The organism is Hyphomonas sp. KY3, from assembly GCF_017309975.1.
GTDB lineage: Bacteria > Pseudomonadota > Alphaproteobacteria > Caulobacterales > Hyphomonadaceae > Hyphomonas.
In genome coordinates, this window is the sequence record NZ_CP022271.1 from 1,372,667 (window position 1) to 1,395,085 (window position 22,419).

At 54.2% G+C, this 22,419-nt stretch carries 18 protein-coding genes; 14 read left to right on the forward strand and 4 right to left on the reverse strand.

All coding sequences use genetic code 11. The features are described from left to right. The first annotated feature begins 39 nt into the window (after nt 1-39). The 8 genes from CFA77_RS06875 (at nt 40) to CFA77_RS06910 (ending at nt 11,384) form a co-directional block, all read left to right on the forward strand. The gene (locus CFA77_RS06875; protein WP_206992826.1) at nt 40-1,101 is read left to right on the forward strand and encodes an AraC family transcriptional regulator; all 1,062 of its coding nucleotides are present in this window, start codon (nt 40-42) and stop codon (nt 1,099-1,101) included. Between the two features lie 148 nt (nt 1,102-1,249). Further along, nucleotides 1,250-2,056 (forward strand): enoyl-CoA hydratase/isomerase family protein, encoded by an 807-nt coding sequence (locus tag CFA77_RS06880; protein WP_051602658.1) that lies wholly within the window; start codon nt 1,250-1,252, stop codon nt 2,054-2,056. 27 nt (nt 2,057-2,083) lie between these two features. Beyond that, nucleotides 2,084-3,340, forward strand: a complete 1,257-nt coding sequence (locus CFA77_RS06885; RefSeq protein WP_241764176.1) for a thiolase family protein — start codon at nt 2,084-2,086, stop codon at nt 3,338-3,340. Next, nucleotides 3,337-4,494: an acyl-CoA dehydrogenase family protein gene (locus CFA77_RS06890; RefSeq protein WP_051599724.1), complete on the forward strand. Its 1,158-nt coding sequence runs from the start codon at nt 3,337-3,339 to the stop codon at nt 4,492-4,494. The genes CFA77_RS06885 and CFA77_RS06890 overlap by 4 nt, the downstream gene beginning before the upstream one ends. A 6-nt stretch (nt 4,495-4,500) precedes the next feature. Next, nucleotides 4,501-5,607: a CaiB/BaiF CoA-transferase family protein gene (locus tag CFA77_RS06895; protein ID WP_035551462.1), complete on the forward strand. Its 1,107-nt coding sequence runs from the start codon at nt 4,501-4,503 to the stop codon at nt 5,605-5,607. Between the two features lie 158 nt (nt 5,608-5,765). Continuing rightward, the gene (locus CFA77_RS06900; RefSeq protein ID WP_206992827.1) at nt 5,766-7,931 is read left to right on the forward strand and encodes a PQQ-dependent dehydrogenase, methanol/ethanol family; all 2,166 of its coding nucleotides are present in this window, start codon (nt 5,766-5,768) and stop codon (nt 7,929-7,931) included. 53 nt (nt 7,932-7,984) lie between these two features. Beyond that, nucleotides 7,985-9,607 (forward strand): hypothetical protein, encoded by a 1,623-nt coding sequence (locus tag CFA77_RS06905; protein ID WP_139068737.1) that lies wholly within the window; start codon nt 7,985-7,987, stop codon nt 9,605-9,607. Between the two features lie 397 nt (nt 9,608-10,004). After that, entirely contained in the window at nt 10,005-11,384 is a 1,380-nt protein-coding gene (locus CFA77_RS06910) for a DUF6538 domain-containing protein (RefSeq protein ID WP_242517512.1), read from the forward strand. Between the two features lie 194 nt (nt 11,385-11,578). On the opposite strand, the gene CFA77_RS06915 is transcribed toward CFA77_RS06910, so the two are convergent. Genes CFA77_RS06915 through CFA77_RS06925 form a run of 3 tightly spaced genes read right to left on the reverse strand, consistent with a single transcriptional unit; the run spans nt 11,579 to nt 17,147 of the window. Further along, nucleotides 11,579-13,006 carry an efflux transporter outer membrane subunit gene (locus CFA77_RS06915; RefSeq protein ID WP_206992828.1) on the reverse strand — a complete coding sequence of 476 codons (1,428 nt, stop codon included), beginning with the start codon at nt 13,004-13,006 and terminating at the stop codon, nt 11,579-11,581. Next, entirely contained in the window at nt 13,003-16,122 is a 3,120-nt protein-coding gene (locus CFA77_RS06920) for an efflux RND transporter permease subunit (protein ID WP_206992829.1), read from the reverse strand. Before CFA77_RS06920 ends, CFA77_RS06915 begins: the two co-directional genes overlap by 4 nt. Before the next feature lie 14 nt (nt 16,123-16,136). Then, the gene (locus CFA77_RS06925) at nt 16,137-17,147 is read right to left on the reverse strand and encodes an efflux RND transporter periplasmic adaptor subunit (protein WP_206992830.1); all 1,011 of its coding nucleotides are present in this window, start codon (nt 17,145-17,147) and stop codon (nt 16,137-16,139) included. Between CFA77_RS06925 and CFA77_RS06930 the strand changes: the two genes are divergently transcribed. Then, nucleotides 17,116-17,943: a TetR/AcrR family transcriptional regulator gene (locus CFA77_RS06930; RefSeq protein ID WP_206992831.1), complete on the forward strand. Its 828-nt coding sequence runs from the start codon at nt 17,116-17,118 to the stop codon at nt 17,941-17,943. The genes CFA77_RS06925 and CFA77_RS06930 overlap by 32 nt on opposite strands. Before the next feature lie 150 nt (nt 17,944-18,093). Here the strand turns inward: CFA77_RS06930 and CFA77_RS06935 are convergent, their stop codons facing one another. Continuing rightward, nucleotides 18,094-18,798, reverse strand: coding sequence for a DUF2971 domain-containing protein (locus CFA77_RS06935; protein WP_206992832.1), 705 nt, complete (start codon nt 18,796-18,798; stop codon nt 18,094-18,096). A 34-nt stretch (nt 18,799-18,832) separates the two neighbouring features. Between CFA77_RS06935 and CFA77_RS06940 the strand changes: the two genes are divergently transcribed. From CFA77_RS06940 to CFA77_RS06960, 5 genes are all read left to right on the forward strand, one after another. Further along, a complete protein-coding gene (locus CFA77_RS06940; protein WP_206992833.1) occupies nt 18,833-19,309 on the forward strand; it encodes a hypothetical protein in 477 nt (158 codons plus the stop codon). A gap of 294 nt (nt 19,310-19,603) precedes the next feature. After that, nucleotides 19,604-20,476 carry an AAA family ATPase gene (locus CFA77_RS06945; RefSeq protein ID WP_206992834.1) on the forward strand — a complete coding sequence of 291 codons (873 nt, stop codon included), beginning with the start codon at nt 19,604-19,606 and terminating at the stop codon, nt 20,474-20,476. Beyond that, nucleotides 20,473-20,940, forward strand: coding sequence for a hypothetical protein (locus CFA77_RS06950; protein WP_206992835.1), 468 nt, complete (start codon nt 20,473-20,475; stop codon nt 20,938-20,940). Before CFA77_RS06945 ends, CFA77_RS06950 begins: the two co-directional genes overlap by 4 nt. After that, on the forward strand, nt 20,937-21,446 hold the full coding sequence (locus CFA77_RS06955; protein WP_206992836.1) for a hypothetical protein: 510 nt from the start codon (nt 20,937-20,939) through the stop codon (nt 21,444-21,446). Before CFA77_RS06950 ends, CFA77_RS06955 begins: the two co-directional genes overlap by 4 nt. Continuing rightward, nucleotides 21,443-22,339, forward strand: coding sequence for a CBASS oligonucleotide cyclase (locus CFA77_RS06960; RefSeq protein WP_206992837.1), 897 nt, complete (start codon nt 21,443-21,445; stop codon nt 22,337-22,339). The genes CFA77_RS06955 and CFA77_RS06960 overlap by 4 nt, the downstream gene beginning before the upstream one ends. Nucleotides 22,340-22,419 lie beyond the last annotated feature (80 nt).

Below are 22,419 nucleotides of genomic sequence, written 5' to 3' on the forward strand. Positions count from 1 at the left end.
AGCTCGTCATCGAAGACGGTCGTACAGGACAATCGATATTTGAACAACACATCATCAGGTAAGGCGCAACCAGAATTGAGTGAGACGCGGTCAGTCATTGCATCCTGGCTCATACAGATTGTGGCCATATTGGACGAATTTGACTTTTCCATTGATGTGCCAGATCTACTCCGGCGTGCGGAAGTTGATCCTGATATTCTCCAGGACCCGAATGCCAGGGTGCGGTCTAGACGATTCAGTCGCTTCATTGAGCTCATCGTAGAGGCGACAGGTGATGAGACGATCGGGCTGAAGCTGGCCGAGCGAAATACGCCCGGCTCAATGCATGCGCTTGGGTATTCATTGTTCTCAAGCCGAACGCTGGAAACATTCTTCCACCGGTTTGATCGTTTTTTCAGGCTAATTTCTCATTCTGCTGAGACAAGGTCTGAAATCAGGAAGGGGTGCCTCATTCATTCCATTGAACTCAAGGAAGACGTGCCGCCGGTCCGCCAGGATGTTTTTTTGGCGACGGTGCTTCGCTTCGTCAGAATGGTTTACCGAGCGGACTATTCTCCTGTTTTGGTAAGAATGCGTCGTCCGAAACCTGGTAAGGTCGCGATGGATGAATTTGATGCCTTTTTCTGTTGTCCGATCGAATATGGTCACGACAGTCTAGAGCTGCATGTGGCCGAGAAGGACTATACGCGCGTGCTGCGCGGCGCGAATTCCGACATTGTTCGAGGGAATGACCAGATTGCGATGGAATACATTGCCCGGTTCGATGAACAACAAATTATTCCGCGGATCCGGGCGGCGATTGTCGAAATGCTACCGGATGGAGCTGTCTCCCTGGAGTCGGTTTCAAGAGAGCTAAATACAAGTAACCGAAGTCTTCAGCGCCAATTACAGGATGAGGGCACAACCTTCAACACCGTGCTCGACGATGTTCGCCAGCATCTCGCTATCGGCTATTTGCGGACAGGTCGTCGGTCCATCAAGGAGATATCGTATCTGTTGGGATACAAGGACCCCAGCAATTTCTCCCGTGCGTTTCGCCGGTTAACGGGGCAGTCCCCGCAGGAATTCCTCGAGAATGAGCGCCAGCTGGACGACAGCTGACATCGCTAGAGCTCTGCATTGCCTTGGGCGGCTCGACTGACGACGCTTTGGCGCACGGTGACATGCGTCTGATGTTCAATAAGTTTTCTGGCCCGATAAAGTGAAGCCTCATCTGGAACGGGCCAAGTTTTGGAGCGAACGCGGCCCAATGCTTGGAATTGGACAATTGTCGTTTGAAACCCTGAAATTTGAGGCGGAAGATTCGTGTGCACGAATTACCCTGACGCGTCCGGGCAGCATGAATGCACTGTCCGCTCTAATGGTGAATGAACTTGCGCAATGTGTGAAAGATGTTGCCGAGCGCGATGAGATTCGAGTGCTGACTATCACTGGGAGCGGGCGCGCCTTTTGCTGCGGTGCTGACCTGAAGGGCGTTTTGGGGGAAGTTCAGGCTGGTGACAATACCGGGTTTCTTGGCTTCCTTCGCGACATTCAGAACGTGTTTTTGGCTATTCGTGCTTTGCCGAAGCCGACAATTGCAGCGCTCAATGGATTGACTTTGGCCGGCGGACTGGAGCTAGCCATGACCTGCGATGTCGTGATGGCGGCGCGCAGTGCGCGGCTGGGCGACGCCCATTCCAATTTTGGTGTTCTGCCGGGCGGCGGGGGATCTCTCTTGCCGAGGTATGTTGGCGAAAAGAAAGCGAATTATCTCCTATTCTCCGGCGATCATTGGTCGGCGGAAGCGTTTCGTGAAGCCGGATTTGTAAGCCAAGTTGTTGAGGATGACGACTTGTCATCGGCTGCAGAGGCGCTTGCTGCAAAGCTGGCGGAGAAAAGCCCGCTTGTACTTCAGCGTATGAAGGAGATGGTTGCCGGAAGCGCACACTTGTCCGCGCGCGAAGCCATCGCGTTGGAAATGCGCCATCTCGAAGCGCATGCAAAATCCGCTGACTTCCTCGAAGGGCTTTCAGCCTTCAGTGAGAAACGAACACCGAAATATTCAGGCCAGTAGCGGCCATCTGTAGATGGGGAGAGAGTCTTGTCGGATAGTAAGATTTATATTGTAGGCGTCGGCATGACGCATTTCGGGCGGCATCTGGAAACAAGTATTTCTGAATTGCTGGACACCGCCATTTTGCGTGCGGCGGATGATGCAGGCTGCACCAAGGCCGCCGTGGAGGCAGTTTACCATTCCAGTGCGACCCAAGGTTTCTTGCAGGGACAAACCTTTGTTCCTGGCCAGGTTGCGCTCAGCAAGATCGGGCTGACAGGTATTCCCGCATTCAATATTGAAAACGCCTGTGCGTCCAGTTCATCCTCCTTTCACCTTGCTGTTCAGGCGCTTAAGGCTGGTATGCAGGACGTTGTCCTGGCGGCGGGTGTCGAGAAAATGAACGTGCCTGACAAGGCGAGGATGTTCGCTGTGTTCGATGGCGGTTGGGATGTTGAGACACCTGAGGAGAATGCCAAAAGGCTTCTCCAGTTGGGTGAAGGTGTTGCCGAACCGGAGGGATCGGAATCTGAACGCCCTTATAGCGTATTCATGAAAATCTACGCAGCGTTCGGCCGGAACCATATGAAGCGCTATGGCACGACTCAGCGCCAGATTGCTGCGATAGCCGCGAAAAATCATCAGCATTCAGAGCACAATGAGTATTCGCAATACCGTCAGCCTTACACGATTGATGAAATTCTTTCAGCACCTCCCATCACTTACCCTTTGACGCTGCCAATGTGCTCACCGATCTCGGATGGTGCTGCAGCGGTCATCCTTTGCAATGAGGAAGGCTTGAGGAAGATTGGTGCCACTACGTCACGAGCCGTCCAGGTTATGGCCAGCGCCGTTGCAAGTGGAAACCCCGCGCGCAGCGCCGATGCACCGGAACGCCATGTTGCGCGAATTGCCGCTGAGAGGGCGTATGAAATGGCCTGCCTTTCACCAGAAGACATGGACGTTGCCGAGGTGCACGATGCAACCGCGATTGGTGAGTTGATGCACGCCGAGAACTTGATGTTAGTTCCGATCGGTGAAGCAGGCCCGGCAGCGGAACGCGGGGACTTCACGATTGGCGGCTCAATCCCGATCAATCCGTCTGGCGGGCTGGAGTCCAAAGGCCACCCCATCGGCGCAACCGGGCTGGGGCAAATTCATGAGCTTGTCACCCAATTACGCGGCGAAGCTGGAAAGCGCCAGGTTGATGGTGCCCGACACGCTATCCACGAAAACAGCGGCGGCCTAATTGGCATTGAGGAGGGTGTTGCTGTGGTCAACATTTTCAAGAGGGCAAATGCATGATTGGGGGATTAGATATTTTCTTTGACAAGGCTGAGCTCGCCGCAATCGAAAGCCTGCGTCGCTATCTTGATGAGCAGCTGGAGCCGGAACTGGCTGCGCATGGGGAAGACTTCGTTCCAAAGGACAAAATGCAAAGCTGGACGCAAAAGCTGGCAGAATTTGGTCTCGTCAACGCCCCACAGCCGGAATCTGCCGGCGGGCTGGGGTTGTCCTGGAAGCTGCACGTTCAACTAATTGAAGAGCTTGCCTATAGTTCGGGAGACTTGGCGATAGCCGCACTTGTTAATGGCAGCGCAGCGTCGATGCTGGTCAAACTCGCGCCGGAGCACATCAAGACACGTTACCTGCCTAGATTGTTGGCGGGGGAACTTTTTGCGTCTGTCGGCATTTCCGAGCCGGATGTCGGTTCGGATGTCGCGGCGGCGAAAACCAGGGCTGTGCGAGATGGTGACCATTGGGTGATTTCTGGTGAGAAAACATGGATCACCAATGGTGAGTACTCAGATTTTTTCATCTGCACCTGCCGAACTGGCGAGAACGAACTGACCCATATCCTGCTCGATCGCAATGAGCATCCTTATGAAGTCCGCGGTATTCCAAAGATCGCGCTCAATCGACAATCAACATCACAGGTTTTTCTCGATGATGTGCGCGTTCCGGTCGAGAATACTATCGGTGAAATAGGCTCGGGTCTGAAGAACACGCTCACCCTGTTCGAACGCGCGCGAGTTCACGTCGGGTCGTGGGGCTATGGCATGGCGCGGCGCGCGCTTGATGAGTCAATAAAATATGCAATCGACCGTTCGCAGCATGGCAAACCAATTGCCGGCCACCAGCTCATTGCAGAAAAGTTAGCTGTAATGGCCACAGAGATCGATGCAGCGCGCCTGTTGTCTTTGCGCGCAGCGGGCATGATTGACGCCGGACAGCGCTGCGACAAGGAGTGCGCAATGGCAAAATGGTACGGTACCGAAATCGCTGTCAGTGCAACGCGCCAGGCAGTACAGATTCACGGCGGTAATGGCGTCACGAAGGAGTTCATTGTCGAGCGCCTCGCCCGCGAAGCGATGATCGCACCCATTCCGGATGGAACGACTGAGATCCAGAAACTCCTTATCGGGCGGAGCCTGACGGGCGTCTCGGCGTTCAGGTGACGTCCCGTGTCTAAAGGGCCTCTGCAGGGCATTCGGATTGTCGAAATCGAGGGCATTGGGCCGGCGCCCTTTTGTGGCATGCATCTGGCCGATCTGGGCGCGGATGTCGTTCTCATAGAGCGAAAGACCAAGGGCTCCGATCCGGGATCGACTTTGCCTGTCGGCATTCTGAAAAGAGGCAAGCGCTCGATCGCTCTGGACCTGAAAGACTCTGAAGACCGCGCGGTCGCGCTGGATCTGATTGCGACGGCGGACGCCCTGATCGAGGGCATGCGGCCGGGAGTGATGGAACGCCTGGGCCTTGGTCCGGAAGTTTGTCTGGGGCGGAACCCACAGCTTGTCTTTGGTCGCATGACGGGCTGGGGGCAGGCGGGACCGCTCGCCCAGGCGGCTGGACATGATATCAATTATGTATCCGTCAGTTCAGCTGCCTGGTTTGCAAGCCCAACTGGAACGCGATCACTGCCGCCACCAGGCTTGGTCGGGGACATTGGCGGCGGTGCGAACTATCTGACGATTGGCATTCTCGCGGGCATTCTAAAGGCCAGAGCCACCGGTGAGGGCGATGTGATTGATGCAGCGATTGTCGATGGGTCGGCGCATATGATGAACCTCATCTTCGATTTGCTGCCCAGCGGCATGATGCAAGCCGAGCGCGGGCGCGGCTTTCTGGATGATTCCCCTTGGTACAGTTCCTATCGCTGTGCAGACGGGCGTGACATCACGCTTGGCGCGCTAGAACCGAAATTTTACGCAGAACTTCTACAGCGCCTCGGTCTTACAGGCGATCCCGACTTCGAAGACCAGTATGATCGTGATAGCTGGTCGAAGCAGTCAGAGAAGTTTCGTGCTCTTTTCGCAACCGAACCATCTGCATACTGGCAAGACTTACTAGAGGGGACCGATGCATGCTTTGGCCTTGTGGAAAGTCCGATCAGTGCACCTTTGCACCCTCATAATCTGGCGCGCGGAATCTTTGAAAACAGCCAGGGTTATGTTCAGGCTGTTCCGGCCCCGCGTTTCCAATCGAACGTGCAGGCAATCCCCGGTCCAGCACCTGAGCATGGTCAGCACCAGCAAGAGCTGCTCAAGGAGTTGAAAACCCGCAACTAGATCCGTTGCAAGTAGGTGTCCCAGGCTTTGTCGCTGGCACAAAATGACGGAACATTGGCGTTGCGCGGGGCTTGAGAAACTTCGCCGTTCCAGTGCAATCTTGCTTGGTATGAGAAAAAATCCAGAACCTCATCCACTGGGGTGTCCGGGAGGACAAAATGAACGGCAAAAAAATGCCCGCTACAGCGCTGAAAGTCATTCTGACGGGCGCTACGATCGGTCTTCTGGCTGCCTGTGGAGGGGCGGTCGACTCTGGCGACGCTTCCACACAAGCCTCCCAGGGGATCAATGAGGAACGTTTGCTCAATGCCGCAGGCGAACCACATAACTGGCTTACTCATGGTGGCACGTTTTCAGAAACGCGGTTTAGCGCGCTTGACGCCATTAATCTGGAAACAATCGACCAGCTGGATCTTGCCTGGGCGGCACCGCTTGGCAGCTATCGTGGCGTAGAGGCAACCCCGATCATTGTTGATGGTGTCATGTACACTACGGGTTCGTGGAGCGAAGTGCTGGCGCTTAATGCTGCCACAGGAGAAATTCTTTGGCGCTACGATCCGGAGGTTCCCCGATCAAAGGGCGCACATGCTTGTTGCGATGTCGTCAATCGCGGCGTGGCTGTCTATAACGACAAGGTCATATTCGGGTCGCTGGATGGTCGTCTGATCGCTCTTGATTCAAAGTCAGGCGAACAGATCTGGGAGACCCGTACTGTACCGCTCGAAGAACCCTATACGATCACAGGGGCGCCTCGCATTGTGAAAGGCAAGGTCATCATCGGAAATGGCGGTGGTGAGTTCGGCGTTCGCGGATTTGTTGCAGCCTATGATGCTGAAACAGGTGAACAGGCCTGGAAGTTCTACACTGTGCCGGGAAATCCGGATAATGGATTCGAAAACGAAGCCATCGAGATGGCTGCTGAGACCTGGACAGGCGAATGGTGGAAGCTGGGCGGTGGCGGGACTGTCTGGGACAGCATGGCATTCGATCCTGAACTGGACCTCCTCTATATCGGCGTTGGAAACGGCTCGCCCTGGAATCAGAAAGTACGAAGCCCGGACGGCGGCGACAATCTGTTCCTGTCATCAATCGTCGCGTTACGTCCAGACACAGGAGAATATGTCTGGCACTATCAGACGACGCCGGGCGAAACTTGGGACTACACAGCTACGCAGAATATCATTCTAGCTGATCTTGAGATCGAGGGAGAGCTTCGTCAGGTGCTGATGCAAGCGCCGAAAAACGGCTTCTTTTATGTCATCGACCGAATAAGCGGCGAACTTATTTCCGCAGAGCCATTTGTTCCCATTAACTGGGCCACACATATCGATATGGAGACCGGGCGTCCTGTTGAAAACCCCGAGGCGCGCTATCTGTCTGGTGGACCTGCGCTCGTCAAACCCAGCCCATTTGGTGCCCACAACTGGCACCCCATGTCATTCAATCCGGAAACAGGGCTGGTATATATTCCCGCACAAGATGTTCCTTTCCTCTATTCCGATCAGATCGAGGGCGAGATTGCCCGCTTTGACCGAGACGCAATCAATATCGGTGTCAGCCTGACAGACGCATTACCGGAAACAGAAGAAGCACGTCGCACACTTCTGCGCCAACTTGTCCAAGCACATCTTGCTGCCTGGGATCCGGTAGCTCAGAAAGAAGTCTGGCGTGTTCAGCATGAGCGAATGTGGAATGGAGGTACGCTGACAACGTCTGGAGATCTGGTATTCCAAGGCACGACGAGCGGCGTTTTCAATGCTTACAACGCCAAAACAGGCGAAGAACTGTGGTCGTATCCGGTTGGTGTCGCAATGGTCGGTGGACCTGTGGCGTATGAGGTCAATGGCGAGCAGTATGTTGCTGTATCAGCTGGTTGGGGCAGTGGTGCCAATTTGCTCGCCGGCTTCTATGTCGGGCAGACAGGAGGCCCGGTTGAAGGCCATGTACTTGCCTTCAAACTTGGCGGAGAGGGCGAGCTAAACGTCGCCGCGCTTCCGCAGAAGGCAACGCCTGAGCCAGCGCGACAGCCGCATTCGGCTGAAGCGGTTGTACGGGGCACAGACCTCTACGGTCGATTCTGCGGTGTCTGCCATGGCGGCGCGGCCATTTCGTCCGGAACGCTCCCCGATCTGAGGCAGTCAGCGACTCTCGGGATAGACACTTTTGATGCTTTCCTCCTTCAAGGGGCCGGCGAAGCGATTGGCATGCCCAACTTCGCCGGCCGCCTAAGCCAACAGGAAGTCGATGATATTGAGGATTTCATCCTCTCTCGAGCCTGGATGGCGTTTCAAGACGAGCAACAGTCGACGTCTCAAGCTGAATAGTATTCTGACAATTCGCTAAACCAGTACAAATCTGTCACTCTGGGAGACAACAAATGAAACCTCATATCGCTGCTGCTGCAGTCGCAATCGTAGCCGTGCTTGGTGCATGCTCCACTATCCCAGTCTTTGATGCGTCGGGTCCGGAGTTTCCTCCAATGAACCCAAATCTGGTGGACAGCGAGCTTGCCACCACGCATTTTAATCCGGCTCAACAGGATTCCCTTCCGTTTGCTGGGCCGGTCGGTATTCACGAGATTGATGATGAGGGTATTCAAAGGGTCCCGGCAGGGTTGGTGAACCTCACGCTTATGCAATTACCAACTTATCCTTCAGGTGAGCAGGTGGCCATCTCCGCCAACAATAATCGTATCTCCAAAATCCTGATTAGCGATGGCAAGTTTCAACTGATCAATGCTCTGCCTGTGGAAGGTCAACCCTTCATGTCTGTCGAGGATGCTGAACGTATCGCCGTCGAAATGGATAGTACGGCCTCAGAAGCTGAACTGCTTGGCTATCTCAATCGGAACTATCCACGTTATGTTGAGCGGGTCGTCGCCAGAGCAGCAATCTATAATGTCGTCGACCGCAATGGTGACTTCTACACTGTCGTCAACAACGATGTCGTCGTTTATGGTGATGCCGAACCCGGCAATCCGCTGTCACCACTGGTGGAAAAGCGCCGCTTTCAGCTGCCGCGCGAATATTTCAATCCAACACTGGAAGACCCTGATGCTGTGTTCGGATTGAATCTGACTTATGATGGCATGCTGGCGCTGGTGACGATGGGCGGCGTTGTCGTCATCGTAGACCGAAATTTTGAACAGGCACCGATCATTCATGAGTTGGCTGACGATGAGCAGGTTACGAACTCGATCGCCATTGATGAGGGTGGTGGCATTTATGTTCTCTCAAATAGGAGGCTCCATAAACTGGTTTGGGACGGGGAAACACTTCACTCTAGAGGGTATGGCGCGTGGTCATCAGAATACGATTCCTTCACCGGCAAACTTGGCGGCGTGAGTCTCGGCAACGGATCAGGCTCTACGCCCTCACTTATGGGCTTCGGAGACGAGGAAGACAAACTTGTTGTCATCACGGACGGAGAGTTGATTATGAATGTCGTCGCCTTCTGGCGCGACGATATTCCAGAGGATTTCGTCCAGAAGCCAGGGACCAAATCGCGTCGAATTGCCGACCAGATTCAGGTTAGTTTCGGAAAGTCTGACCTTGAGCGCGCCCAGTCTGAGCAATCCGTTGCGGTATATGGCTACGGTGCCTTGGTGGTAAACAACACATTGCCATCGCCATTGCCAACAATGCTGGAGAATGTTGTCATGTCTGGTAGACTACGCAAAGGACCGACGGGTGCTGAAAAGTTTGAATGGGACGTTGAAGCTGACCGCTGGGTGCGTGCCTGGGCAAATCCCACTGTATCGAGCCCATCAACCGTCCCCATGATTTCTGGCGGCGCCCAACAGGTCTATGTCAATGGTTTCGTAGACGGAAAATGGGAGGTCACAGGTCTTGATTGGGAGACGGGTGAAGCCGTTACACGGCTTCGCCTTGGTGATAGCCACATTTACAATGGCGCTTACTCTGTCATTCACCTCCTGCCGGGCGGCGATATCGTTCTTGGAGGATTGCTGGGCATGATGCGGATATCGGTCGAGCGCTAGGTGTTGACTTTAGTATGATGTGTTGAGTTTCGGCGCTCTGTGCATTGTAGTTAGCGGTGAAATCTAGTTCTATAGATCAAGCTTGATTTGGCAGGGAGTACAATCCGCGTTAACTATGGCTATCGGTGCCGGTGAGCGGCGTCGAACTCAAGCGGTCTACAAAACTGTGGACCAAAATCAGACCGAGCTGAGGACCAAGAATCGATTACACTTCCCGTAAGTGATTGAAAAATATGGATAAAAAATATGGAATGTGGCACGTCACTCGCGCCATTCTCAAAATTTATTTCCTAATAAAATCAAGGCTTTAGGTTTGAGAATGGCGCCCCGTCTGCTTTTTTTCTAAAACTGGGATACAAATTGGATACAATTTGGGATACAAGAGCGTATGGCATTCATGCGCGATCCCGATAGATTTTTGCTCAAGCGTGGAAGACGTTGGTACTATCAACGTCGTGTACCCGGACAATTTGCACATCTTGATCAGAGACGGTTCGCAAAGGTTTCGCTCAAGACTGACTCACTTGAAATCGCGCGTGTTCGGCGAGATCAACTCGCAGAAGCGGATGACGAGTATTGGATGGCATTGGCGATTGAGCTAGCAGAAGACAATGCAAACGGGACGACCGTCCGTGCGGCTTTAGAGCATCGATACAAAGCCGCAATTTCACGGGCGATGGCGTACGGCTTTTCTTACAAACCTGCCGAGCCACTTGCGGAAAGTCGTTCGATCGCCGAGTTGATGGAGCGGATCAAGACGCTTGAGGCTCAATCAGGTTCGGACGGTGATCCGAAACGTGCGGACAGCGAAGCACTTCTCGGCGGCGCACCGAATCCTGCGTCAACAATCCCCGTTTCTGAAGCCTTCGAACTCTATGTCTCTAAGATCGCATTTGATGATCAATACAATAAGTCCGAAGCCCAAAGGCGTTCTTGGGAGAAAACCAAGCGGACTTCGATCAACTATTTCATCGAACAGATCGGTGATCTGCCACTCAGCGAGATTACGCGCGACAAGGCGCTTGAATATCGTGATTGGTGGGTAGAGCGGATGCAGCCTCAGGATGGTGCTAGAAAGCCTGTCGCCCCAAATACGGCGAACCGGCATATCGGCAACATACGTTCGCTTCTGCAGCGCTATTACAAGCATATCGGAGAAACAGATTTTGAAGATCCGTTTCGCGATTTCTATTTCTCAGGCAAGACCGAAGCGAAGCGAGCATCATTTAGCGATGATTGGGTCCGCTCTCGAATCCTTGTGCCGGGATTATTCGACGGGTTACGTATAGAATTGCGGGTATTGATTTACCTGCTGATCGAAACAGGTGCGAGATTGAGTGAACTCGTGAACCTGCAGTCAGAAGACATTCGGCTGAATGCTAAAGTCCCGCATATCGCAATCCGTCCGGAACAAAACCGCGAGCTAAAGACAGAAGATTCTCGGCGAGAAATTCCACTGGTTGGCGTTGCTGAGATTGCCATGCGATCATGCCCTGAAGGCTTTCCATACTACTATGACAAAAGCACGCTTGTATCTGCCAATCTGATGAAGGCCTTCCGTCAGCGAAAGCTGTTACCATCGTCGGATCACGTCATTTATTCTTTCCGGCATTCGTTCGAAGATCGCATGCTAGAGGGAGGCCTCGATTACGGTCTTCGCTGCGCGCTTATGGGTCATAAGAACAATCGACCGGAATATGGCCAAGGTGGCTCACTCGATTACCGGAGAGGCGAACTTTTGAAAATTGCGCATCCCGTCCAAGCGGCTCTTTTCTAAGTATCTTATACTGCTCTAAGGCTGCAGTGCGAGCAAAAGCAGACATAAGAAATTTGACCATCGCCGTCCTGTTGCAGTCGAAAAATCGGCAGCAAGTTTCGCGGATACGATCTTCTTCGATTGTGGGTCTCGGATTTGCGACTGGGCGGCGAAATCAGAAGCCTAGGTCAAGGCAATCTGATTTTTCGTGTTCTTCAACTCTCATCCGTTCCCATCCAACCGCCGCCGAGCGCGCGATAGATCGTAATCTGGGCCTTTAGCACATCAACTTCCTTTGTCGCGATTTCTGCGTTTAGGCCGTTTAGTCGGCGCGCGGCCTCTAGGGCTGGGAAGAGTGAATCGTTGTCTGTATTGAAGCGCAGTTCGGCAAGCTCATAAGCGCGCTGCCGGTCTCTTTTTGCCTTTTCTAGGGACTGGAGCTCTTTGACCGCAAAGACATAATCAGCCAGCGCAATCTCGACCTCGGATAACGCGCCTAAAACGGCCTGCCGGTATGCAAGCCCTGCCTGTCCAAAGCGGATTTCAGCCAAATCAATCTCAAAATCCTGTACCCCGCGATTGAAGACAGGCCAGTTCATGACAGCGCCGTAGTTCCATGCCTGACTGGCATTTTCAAACAAGTCTGAAATCTGGTCAGCCTGAAATCCATAACCGCCCGTAAGCGAAAAGCTTGGATACAGGTCGGCAATCTCTGCGCCGATATTTTCGTTTGCGGCTGCCAGACGCCGCTCGGCCGCGGCAATATCTGAACGCCTGCGCAATAAGTCCGATGACAGGCCAACCGCGACGGAGCCTTCTGTATCGGGTAACGGCCTTTGAATCAGAAGGTCAGACATCAGGCCCGCAGGTTGTTTCCCAGTTAAAAGCGCCAGCCTTGCGACGGCCACGCGCTGCCCGCCTAAGAGCGCGTTCTGACGCGCTTGCAGTTCAGTCACATCCGCTCTAGCGCGCACTAGGTCAAACTCGCTCGACAGGTCTTGTTCAACTAGGGTCTCGGTCAGGTCCACTATACGCTGGGCTAAAGCGATATTTTGGTCGCCGACCTGGTATTGCGCCTGCAGGCCGCGAAGATCGGCATAGGCCAAGGCAGTCTCTGCGAGAACGGCGACATTGACCGCTTCACGATCAAGCGCGCTCGCTTCGATCTGGGCGTCTGCTGCGGCCTCACGGCGCTTGAGACGTCCGAAGAGATCGACTTCCCATGACAGGTTCAAGCCCAAATCGAACAGGTTTTGCACAGACGGCGCGCCCGGCGGTGGACCGAGGCCGCCTGCATTCGTACTCGCTTCCTGCCGGCTGGCACCTGCCCGCCCGCCTATGATCGGGAAGCGCGCGCTGTCGATAAGGCGGCGGTTGGCCCGGGCCTCTTCAACTCTCAATACCGCCTGGGCAATATCGAGATTACCGGCCTGCGCCGCGCGCATCAGATCGACGAGAACCGGATCCTTGTAGCGCGCCCACCAATTAGCTTGTGGGGAAACGCTCGTGTCGAGCAGGCCTTCGGCGGCCACAAATTTACTGTAGCGCGCCTCCATAGGCTCGGGGCCGCTATAGTCAGGGCCAATGACGCACCCGCTCACAATCGCGGCGAGCGGTAAGGCAAGGGTAACGGCGCGGTTCATGCTGAAGCTCCCTGGGGCTCGCCGGAGGGCTGCTTGGTTTTGGCTTTGCCCTCATACCGCAGTCCAAAGAAGAGGCAGTAAAGCACAGGCGTCAGGCCGAGCGAGATGATCAGCGTTCCGATCCCTAAGCCAAAGGCAATGGCGACGGCCATGCCGTAAAACAGAATGTCCTGAAAAATGATCAGCGGCAGAAGCCCGATAATTGTCGTGATCGACGCCATCAGAATTGGGCGTAGACGCCGCAGGCACGCACTGATGACGGCATCGACGGTGTCTTCTTCGGCCTCGCGGCGCTCAATGTCTATGCGGTCGACCAAGACAATGGAATTGTTGATGATAATTCCCATTAGCGCATAGAGGCCAAGGATCACCATAAAGCCAAAGGTTGCGCCCATAACAACCAGCCCGACAGCCGCGCCGATCACCGCAAAAGGAAGACACAGCAGGAGAATAAGAGGTCTCGAAAAGCCATTGAATAGCGCGACCAAGAACACCAAAATCATGCCGAGGATTAGCGGCAGTGTCGCCGCCAGCGCAGCATTCGTGGCCCCGCTATCATCCAGAATACCATCAAGCTCTGCAAAATGACCCGGCGCAAGAGCATCATTAAACGCGGCCAAGGGCTCAGCCAGCATGGGCGCCATATCCTCTGGTGTCAGCGTCAGATTGAGTCCCTCCACGGTGACGGTGCGGATCATATCTTCGCGCTGGATGAAGCTGAAGCCCGGCGAGCGCTCCAAGGTGGCAACCTGAGAGAGCGGGACAGACTGCCCGGTCAGGCGCGAATAAATGGCGGTTGTCTCGAGCTGCGAAAGGCTCGTGCGCTCATTTTCCGCGCCGCGCATCACGATTGGGATGGTCTCGTCGCCCTCGCGATACTCTGAAATTTCAACGCCGCTGACATATTGCGCCAGCGCCTGGCTGACATCGCTGGAGGTCACGCCGGCGATGCGCGCTTTCTGCTGATCGATCTTCACATCAATCCGATCGACGCGGTTATGCCAGTCGGTCCACACATCGAAGGTTCCCGGAATATCGAGCAGCATTCGCTCAAGCTCTTTGGATTTTTCAAAGATATAGTCGGCGTCGGGTCCGCGGACCTGAACATGCAGGACGTTCGGATCAGCGGGCCCCAGAAACATGCGCGACACGCGGGTATTGGCGTCCGGCGCAGCGGCGCGGAAGGCGTTTCTGAGTTTGGGGACAAGCGCATCGGCAGCTTCGATATCGGTGATGTTCATCACCATGAAGCCTTTATTCGGCGCCGGATCGACGGGCGATAGCGACAGCACAAATCGCGGGCCACCAAAGCCGACATAAGCGGCATAATCCTGAATGTCGGGATAGGTCTCCTTATCGGCCGCAACCGCCATCAGATCTTTCATCCGCGCTTCCGTGGTGCGGGCCGTGACGCCTGCAGGCATGTCAACATAAACCAATAGCTGCGCGCGGTCTGAAGACGGGAAGAATTGCTGCTGCACCGTTCCCATCAGCATACCGCCGAGCACAAAGAGGCCAATCATAAAGGCGACATAGGCCAGTCTAAATCGAAGGATCAGTTTCAAAACGGCTTTGTACCCTCCCTCAAGCGCGTGAAAGCCCTTTGTCACCAGATCGGCGTCCTTCTCGTCAGACGATCCCGCGGCTCCGGGCTTTGCAAAGAAATAGCAAAGCGTTGTGGTGACGGTCATGGCCAGCACCCAGGATGTGGTCAGAGCGATCAGAACCACCAGAGAGATTGAGCGGGTATATTCTGTAGAAGCGGTCTCTGCGATCAGCAGCGGCAGGAAAACGGCGATGGTTGTGAAACTTGAGGCCAGCAATGGGAAAGCAAGCTCTTTGATCGTCTGCCCGTAGGCTTTATCGCGGTCGCCATGCTCCTCAAGACGGCGCTTAAAGTCTTCAGCCACAACGATCCCGTTATCGACCAGCAGGCCTAAGGATATGATCAGGGTGGCAAGGCTCATGCGTTCCAATTGCATGCCGAAAACGCCCATGATGCCGAGCGTTGCCAGAACCACGGCGGGAATGATCGACCCCACAATAAGACCTGTTCTGACCCCGAGGAAAATGATGACGACAATTAGAACGATGGCGAGCGTTTGCAGCATATTGATGGTCGCGCCATAGACCGCGTTTTCCACCTGATCTGACTGATAGGTGATGATGTCGAAGTTCAAACCCGCCGGAAGGGTTTGACGTAAGGCATCGATTTTCTCGCTCGCCCGCCGAGAAAAGTTTATCACCGATTGATCGCTTTGCATGGCGATAGTCAGAACGACCGTTTCCTTGCCGTTGTAAAACGCTTTGTTTGATGGCGGGTCGACATAGCCCCGCTTGACTGTCGCCACATCGCCTAGGCGCAACAAGGTGCTCGTGCCTGGAACGGCAACGAGAACATTCTCGATATCAGCGACCGATTGCAGGTCGCCGGACGGATTGATCGCAAAGGCTGTCTCACCAGTGTCAATCTGGCCGCCTGACCGCACGATATTTTGGTCTTGCAGGGCTGCGCCAATGGCTCCCGGCGTAATTCCGGCTTGTGACAGAACCGCATTCTCGTACTCGACGAAAATGCGCTCTTCCTGAACACCGACCACTTCGACCTTTTTCGCCCCGGGTATGGTGAAAAGCTGATCGCGTAAATGCTGCCCGTAATCATTGAGATCTGCGAGGGAATAATCGTCCCCCCAAAGCGCCAGTGTGATGACGGCCACGTCGCCAAAGTCATCGTTTACTACGGACGGTATCGTTCCTTGCGGCAGCTGAGGCTGGGCTTCGTCGATTGTCTCGGCGAGTTGGTCGAAGATTGTATCAAGGTCAGTATATTGATCCTCGATGATGGCATGGATAATCGACATGCCTTCCATCGAGGTTGATTTGACCTCTTTCAGCTCCGGCAGTGTGAGAATCGCTTCTTCCAGCGGTTTTGTGATCAGTAGCTCGACCTGCTCGGTTTCGAGGCCTGGATAGGGCGTCACCACAACGGCATCCCGGATCAGGATTTCCGGATCCTCTCGGGCTGGCAGCGTGAAATAACTATAGGCTCCGAAGGCCATTAAAAGTCCGACAATCAGGAAAATGACTGAGCGATAGCGCAAAGCAAGCGGTTGCATGACCGGTCTCCGACTTATTGATTGTAGCGCGCAACGGCGCTGTTTGCGAAGGCAACGGTCTCACCATCGCGCAGCACGGTCAGCCCGCGCGCCGCAATACGGTCGCCGGCCTCAAGCCCGGACAGCACCACAGCGCCGTCTTCATTTACCGGGCCGAGGATCACCGTCTTTTCTTTCACCTTGCCGTCAGCTTCCTGTACCACGAACACGGTGGCTTCGTCGCTATTGGCCCTTGGGATGTAAGCGGTCAGCGGAATTGTTAGCTCGCCCGACGCGCGCTCTGTCGGCACACTGACGCTTACGCGCTCACCAGAGCGCAGCGAGTCGTTTTCGAAGGTCAGAGTGACGGGATAGAGGCCCGACACGCCCGCATCGCGGCCAGTTTCAATGACGGTTGCTTTCGCGCTTTGCCCGTTTGCCCCGCTAATGTTCAGCACATCGCCAATCTTCAGCATATCAATCGAGCGTTTCGGCAGATTGGACACAACTTCCAGCGAAGCCCCATTGCCCACAACCTGAAAGACCGGCTGCCCTGTAGACACAATCTCGGATGGCTCACGCAGGCGTGCAACCACTTCGCCGTCAAAGGGGGCAATCATGCGTGTATCCGTAATGCGGTCGCGCGCTGTTGCGACGGAAGCTTCTAGCGCTTCGACCCGTGCTTCGGCGCGGTCCAGACGCGCCTCGGCAGCGTCAATGGCGGCGGGCGCAATCGCCCCTGTTCCACGCAGCGCATCCCGCCGGTCATAGTCAAGCTTGGCGTCATCACGCTCCGCCACGGCTTCACGCAGCTGCGCCTGAGCGCTTTCCAGGCCCAGTCTAGCCTGACGCGCGTCAACGGTGCCAAGTGTATCGCCTGCAGCAAATGTATCGCCTAGATCCACGTTCAGCGACAAAATCACGCCCGGCGCCTCAAAACTAAGATTAGATCGCTCACTCGCGCGAACCATTCCGGGATACGCGCGGTCCATTCCCAGCGAAGATGATGACAGCGTGAAGGTTTCCACCACCCGCGGTGCTGGCATCTCAGCCTCTTGTTCCGCGCCACACGCGGCAAGCGTCAACGCAGCGACCGCTATACATATTGATTTTCGCCGTTGCATCATTATCTCCAAAACTGAACGGTACAGTACACCGCTGCCAAATGATTGCTTTTTGCCCCGCGTCAAGGGTAATCAATTAAAAAAGACAGGATCCGCCGACATGATGTCCGACCAGAAACAGGCCAAGCGTGAAATAGCGTCACCGCGCGATCGCCTCGTTGAGGCAGCACGCCGGCTTTTCTTCCGTTATGGTTTTGCGGCAGTGACGACAGATATGCTTGCGGCAGAAGCCGGTTCGTCAAAAGCAACGCTGTATAAGCATTTTGGCGGCAAAACAGAACTCTTATCGGCTGTCGTGGAAAATGAAGGGCATCGGTTTTGGCTGGAAGTCGGACAGATCCCGACAGATAAAGACCGATATACCAAAGCCCTTATTGATTATGGAAAGGGTTTTTTGAACCTTATCGCCGACCCTGAGGTGCGCAGCTTTGAGCACCTCATGATCAGTGAAGCGCGCAGTCACCCGGACGGCGCAGCCACATTCCACGCCCACGCCCTCATGCGAACCCTGAGCGAACTCACACGCATTATTCAACTTGGCCAGTCGCACGAGATTATATCAAGCGAACATGATGCGGCAGCACTTGCCGACATATTGCTCAGCGCCTGGAAAGGCATGACACACGCCAGGTTGCAATTAGGGCTGGAGGATCACCCCTACCCAGACACGGACGCACATGTCCGAAGGTGCCTGTCTATTATTTTGGGGTTCGAATAATATGAGATCTGTAGAAATTAGGTACTGCAGTCTAGATTAAACAAAGTCAAAGCCGTGGTCACTGCCGCTAAGCGAGCATAAGGAGACATAACGCGAAGGTCCGGTTTTGGTTTATTGGAACACAAAACCGCTATTGGATCGGCCGTTCGACTATTTCCAAAGACTATGGTTTTTCTGTCGAGTCATCCGAAAGCTTTTAAATGCCGGACGTGCCTTAAAGTAGTCTGGGCGATCATCTTGCACCGCGACTAGATCTTCAATTTGTTGTCGGGTGACCGCGGAATGGTGACCGACAATGATCTCCTTAAGTTGCAACCGCTCTGAGTAACTCACGAAATGGAGCCCGTTTTCCTCAGTTGTTTCAGCTAGATCGGTGAAAACCCTCCATTCGTTCTCGTATGACCATGCTGAGAATTTTGTTGTCGCGAGCTTGAGCATAACCTCCGCAGCGCTTTCCGGATCAGAATCGAAGATATCTGATTGATACGGTAGTCGATCGTTTTGATAGCTAACTTTCGACAGGAGCTCTTTCGGGATTTCAAACCCGAGACAGATGCCTTCGTGCCGATCCGCATAGTGGCTCCACATGACTGGGCTTCTCCATGATTTGCTGAAGCAAATAAGACCCTGCCTTTTTGCAAGGCCACGCAACATACGCGTCATCGCACCCCGAAGCTCTTTATCACCCAGTTCAATTGCCAAGTGTTCGAACGGATCATTCAGATCGTCAGCAATTGAAACCTTCAGACGCTTTTTTTGGAGGCTTTGGAGGCCGAATTCTTCATTTAGAAAATGGTAGACAATCATTCCGTGGGCCAATGTTTTTTCTGCCCGAACTGTCGAAGCTTGGGGCATGGAACTGCGGTGGAGGTGCTACTATCTCATAAAAATGATATACCGGTTACTTGATAAACTCGTCCTCTTACTCTCGGCTGAGGAAGATAAAACATCGCCCACGGTGCCGGATAGCGACAAAGGTATCGCTTCGAGAAAGAGTATTTTGATCGGACAGTTCAACGCGCTTGATTCAAAATCCGGCGCATTGCTAACTCACATTTCAATCATGATCGGGGTTTTGAGCTTGATGACTTCACCGCTGAACGCAGGGGTGAGCATTTTCGAACGGAACTTTCTGGTGCTAGCATTGCTTCTGTATCTATTCGCAGCCATCTTGTGTATCCGCTGTAATAAGTTGACGACGACCCATGTGCTGCTCGAGAAATTTGAAGGTGAATGGCCTAAGGATCTCGCATGGTTGGAGCGTGAGTTCATCGCAAAGCGACAGAGTTTCAAGTTCGCCACTCATCTGGTTGTATGGGTGACGATACTCTTCGCGGTGTTTCTCACCTTAAGCCTAGTTCTATAGCGCGAGCATCGGATTCAAGAGTGTGGCGTCATTCAGTTTTGCGGCTACCAGGGCTCAAATAGGATGCACAAGCAAACAGACATCCGGCGTTTGCATGGCCCGGTATTAAACTTTAACGCTGACGCTATCGTTCGCCGAGAACAGTCATATAAACGGAACATAATGTGAACTTTTTGTCACAGTAGGCACAACATGTTGCGTCTGCTGGGTCCGCTCACCATATATGTGGCGATTGTCGCGCTCGCTGATGGGTATTGTGATTGAGGGCGCAGGGAAACGGGATTGGAGTGCGATATGCGCGCAATTGTCGATGAAGCGACACTGCCGAACGATAAGTTTCGAGCGGCTTGGGACGCGATTAAAACTGAGGCCGCGTTTAAACAAAGATTGATCGCGCAGAGCCTTATGGCGTTCACCATGCGGCGCGCATTTGCGTTTGAAGATTTGCCGGTACACGGTTTGATCGTTCTGGCAGGCTCGCCTGGCACAGGGAAAACGACGCTGGCGCGGGGACTTGCGCATAAGCTCGCCGAAACCCTCAAAGGTCAGACGGTCAATTTTATCCAGATCGATGCACATGCTTTGACCGGATCAAATCTTGGGCAATCTCAAAAGGAAGTCACCAAACTCTTCACCGAGACCATCCCCGAACGGGCCGCGAGCGGTCCTTTAATTGTGCTTCTGGATGAGGTTGAAACCCTGGCTGCCGACCGACAAAAACTGAGCCTGGAAGCCAACCCCATCGACGTGCATCGGGCCACCGATGCCGCGCTCGCTGGCGCCGATCATGTCGCGCGCCACGCGCCAAACGCGCTTCTCGTTGCGACCACAAACTATCCTGGTGCAGTCGATGGCGCCTTCCTCTCTCGAGCCGATTTGATCGAAGAGATGGGGGCGCCAAACGCGGCTGCTCGTCAAGCGATCATTGAAGAGGTCCTCACCCTATTCGCAAGCAAATGGCCTGGGGTCGCAAAGTTGAAGCAAAACATAGCTGCATTTGTGCACGCCTCAGATGGCCTTGACGGTCGTGCTTTAAGAAAGGCGCTGGTCGCTGCAGCAGCGTCAACGCCGCAAACCGCGCAAGACCTGTCCAAACTGTCCGACACCCAAGTAATCGGCGCGCTTAATCGAGCGCAACAATCGAGGAAATTGGAGATGGTTGCATGAAAGTGAGACGCGATATCGCTTCGCTTCCTCAGCGCAGCGCGAAGGCAACTTGGGATGCCATCGTCGATCTGGTCACCGGGTCGGATACGGTCGATCGCGACCAACTTCGAGCCGCAGCGTCTGCCATGGGTGACGTGATCACAGAAGAAAACCCTGCCGCTCACCCAATTGTATTTAGCGGGTCGGGACCGCAGTTGCGGCTCTATCTTGAATATTACGACAAGGCGGTGTCGCGCGGCAATGTGATTGATGGGCTGCATTGGACGCCAACGAAAAGCGAAGATTGGTCAGTGCAAGTCCCTGCCATCAAGGATGATTTGAAGTGGCTGAACGCGATGTTCGCAGCGAGCGCGCCGCGGTTCAAAGCATACGATATTGCCGTTGGATTTACCGCTGAAGAAACAGAAAAGTCCGGCCAAGTGGCGGCGTTGGATATCGACTGGTCAAAGGTGAACGCATCATGAGTTTTGTAAGTGTTTCAACCTCCACTTATACGCGAACGCACACGGCGGCCTTTGTTTCAGATAAGCTGCGCGCACTGTTGCGACGGCTTGTGCGGGACTACGGGTTCAATCCCGAAAAACTACTGAACTCGTGGACAGATTGGGTCGATGAAGCCGCGCGCACGTGGTTGGTATCAGGGCACCTCGAGAAGGTCGTGATTGAGTTCTACAAGCCAGGATCAGACTATGCCGAAGCGCGGTGGGATTTTCCGATCGCCTATGATGGCGATGCGGATGATCAAGACCTGTGGGTCGACTACGCCTTCTTTGAAAACTCAATCGCCAAGGGCAAGCGCCCGCCCTCGGGGTGCACCTACCGTATCCTGCTCGTGCCGGGTTATGGAGCGCCGAACGTGCCTGGCCTCTCAACGGTGCAATTGAAATCGGTCACACACCTAACTGCGCGCACGCAAGGAACAGTCATGTCTACGCCCGACATCATGGCCTCTGTGAGGACCTATTCATGAGCCTTTCCACCTATGACGCCTTCATGAAGTTCAAGTCGCGCCTGGAACTCAGCGATACCGAGCAGAAAGATGCCAGTAAGCGACAGAAAGATGTGCGCGACACAATCGACGCCGATTTTCATATCGACACGAGTTTCCTGACCGGCTCCTACGGACGCAACACCAAGACGAAGCCTCTAAAAGACGTCGACATTTTCTTCGTGCTTGGGGCGAATGAGGCTCATAGAAGGAATGAAGCGCCAGCGAAGGTTTTAGATGCGTTCAAAGCGACCTTGGAAAAGGCCTATGGTGCCAACAAAGTGGACAAAGACGGTGATAATCGACGTTGCGTAACTGTTGAGTTCGATAGCGCTGTTCCGACCGCGGCCGAAGACGGTAAAGTCTTGTCCGTCGATGCGGTGCCAGCGTTTAAGTCTGGCGGCGCTTATGAAATTCCAGACCGGCATTTGGGGCAGTGGATCAAGACCGACCCTTCGATCCACAAAAACAAAGCCACCGCGAAGAATAAGCAAATGGGGGGGACTTGGGTGCCGCTCGTAAAAATGCTCAAGGCCTGGAACCGCTCTCAGGGGAAACCGATCAAACCGTCTTTTCTGATTGAAGTGATGGCGCATGATCTGGTGCAACCGACCTTCACCTCTTATCCCGACGAAATCCGGCGTTTCTTCGGCGCCGCTCAGGATGCTGTTTCGCAAGATTGGCCGGACCCTGCTGGTTACGGACCGCCAGTATCAGACCAGATGACCCCGGCGAAAATCGACATCGCGCGAGCTGCACTCAGACAGGCAGATATGCAAGCTGCGAAAGCTCAACGTTTAGAAACGCAAGGCAAACAAGGCGAAGCATTGAAGACCTGGCGCGGTGTGCTTGGCGACTATTTTCCTTTGAGGTAGGCAGATGGCTGGGGCGATTAGGGCGCGGAATCTAGGCGAACGTTGGCAGGCGCTGTTCTTCTGGTCGAAGGCCGCCCGGC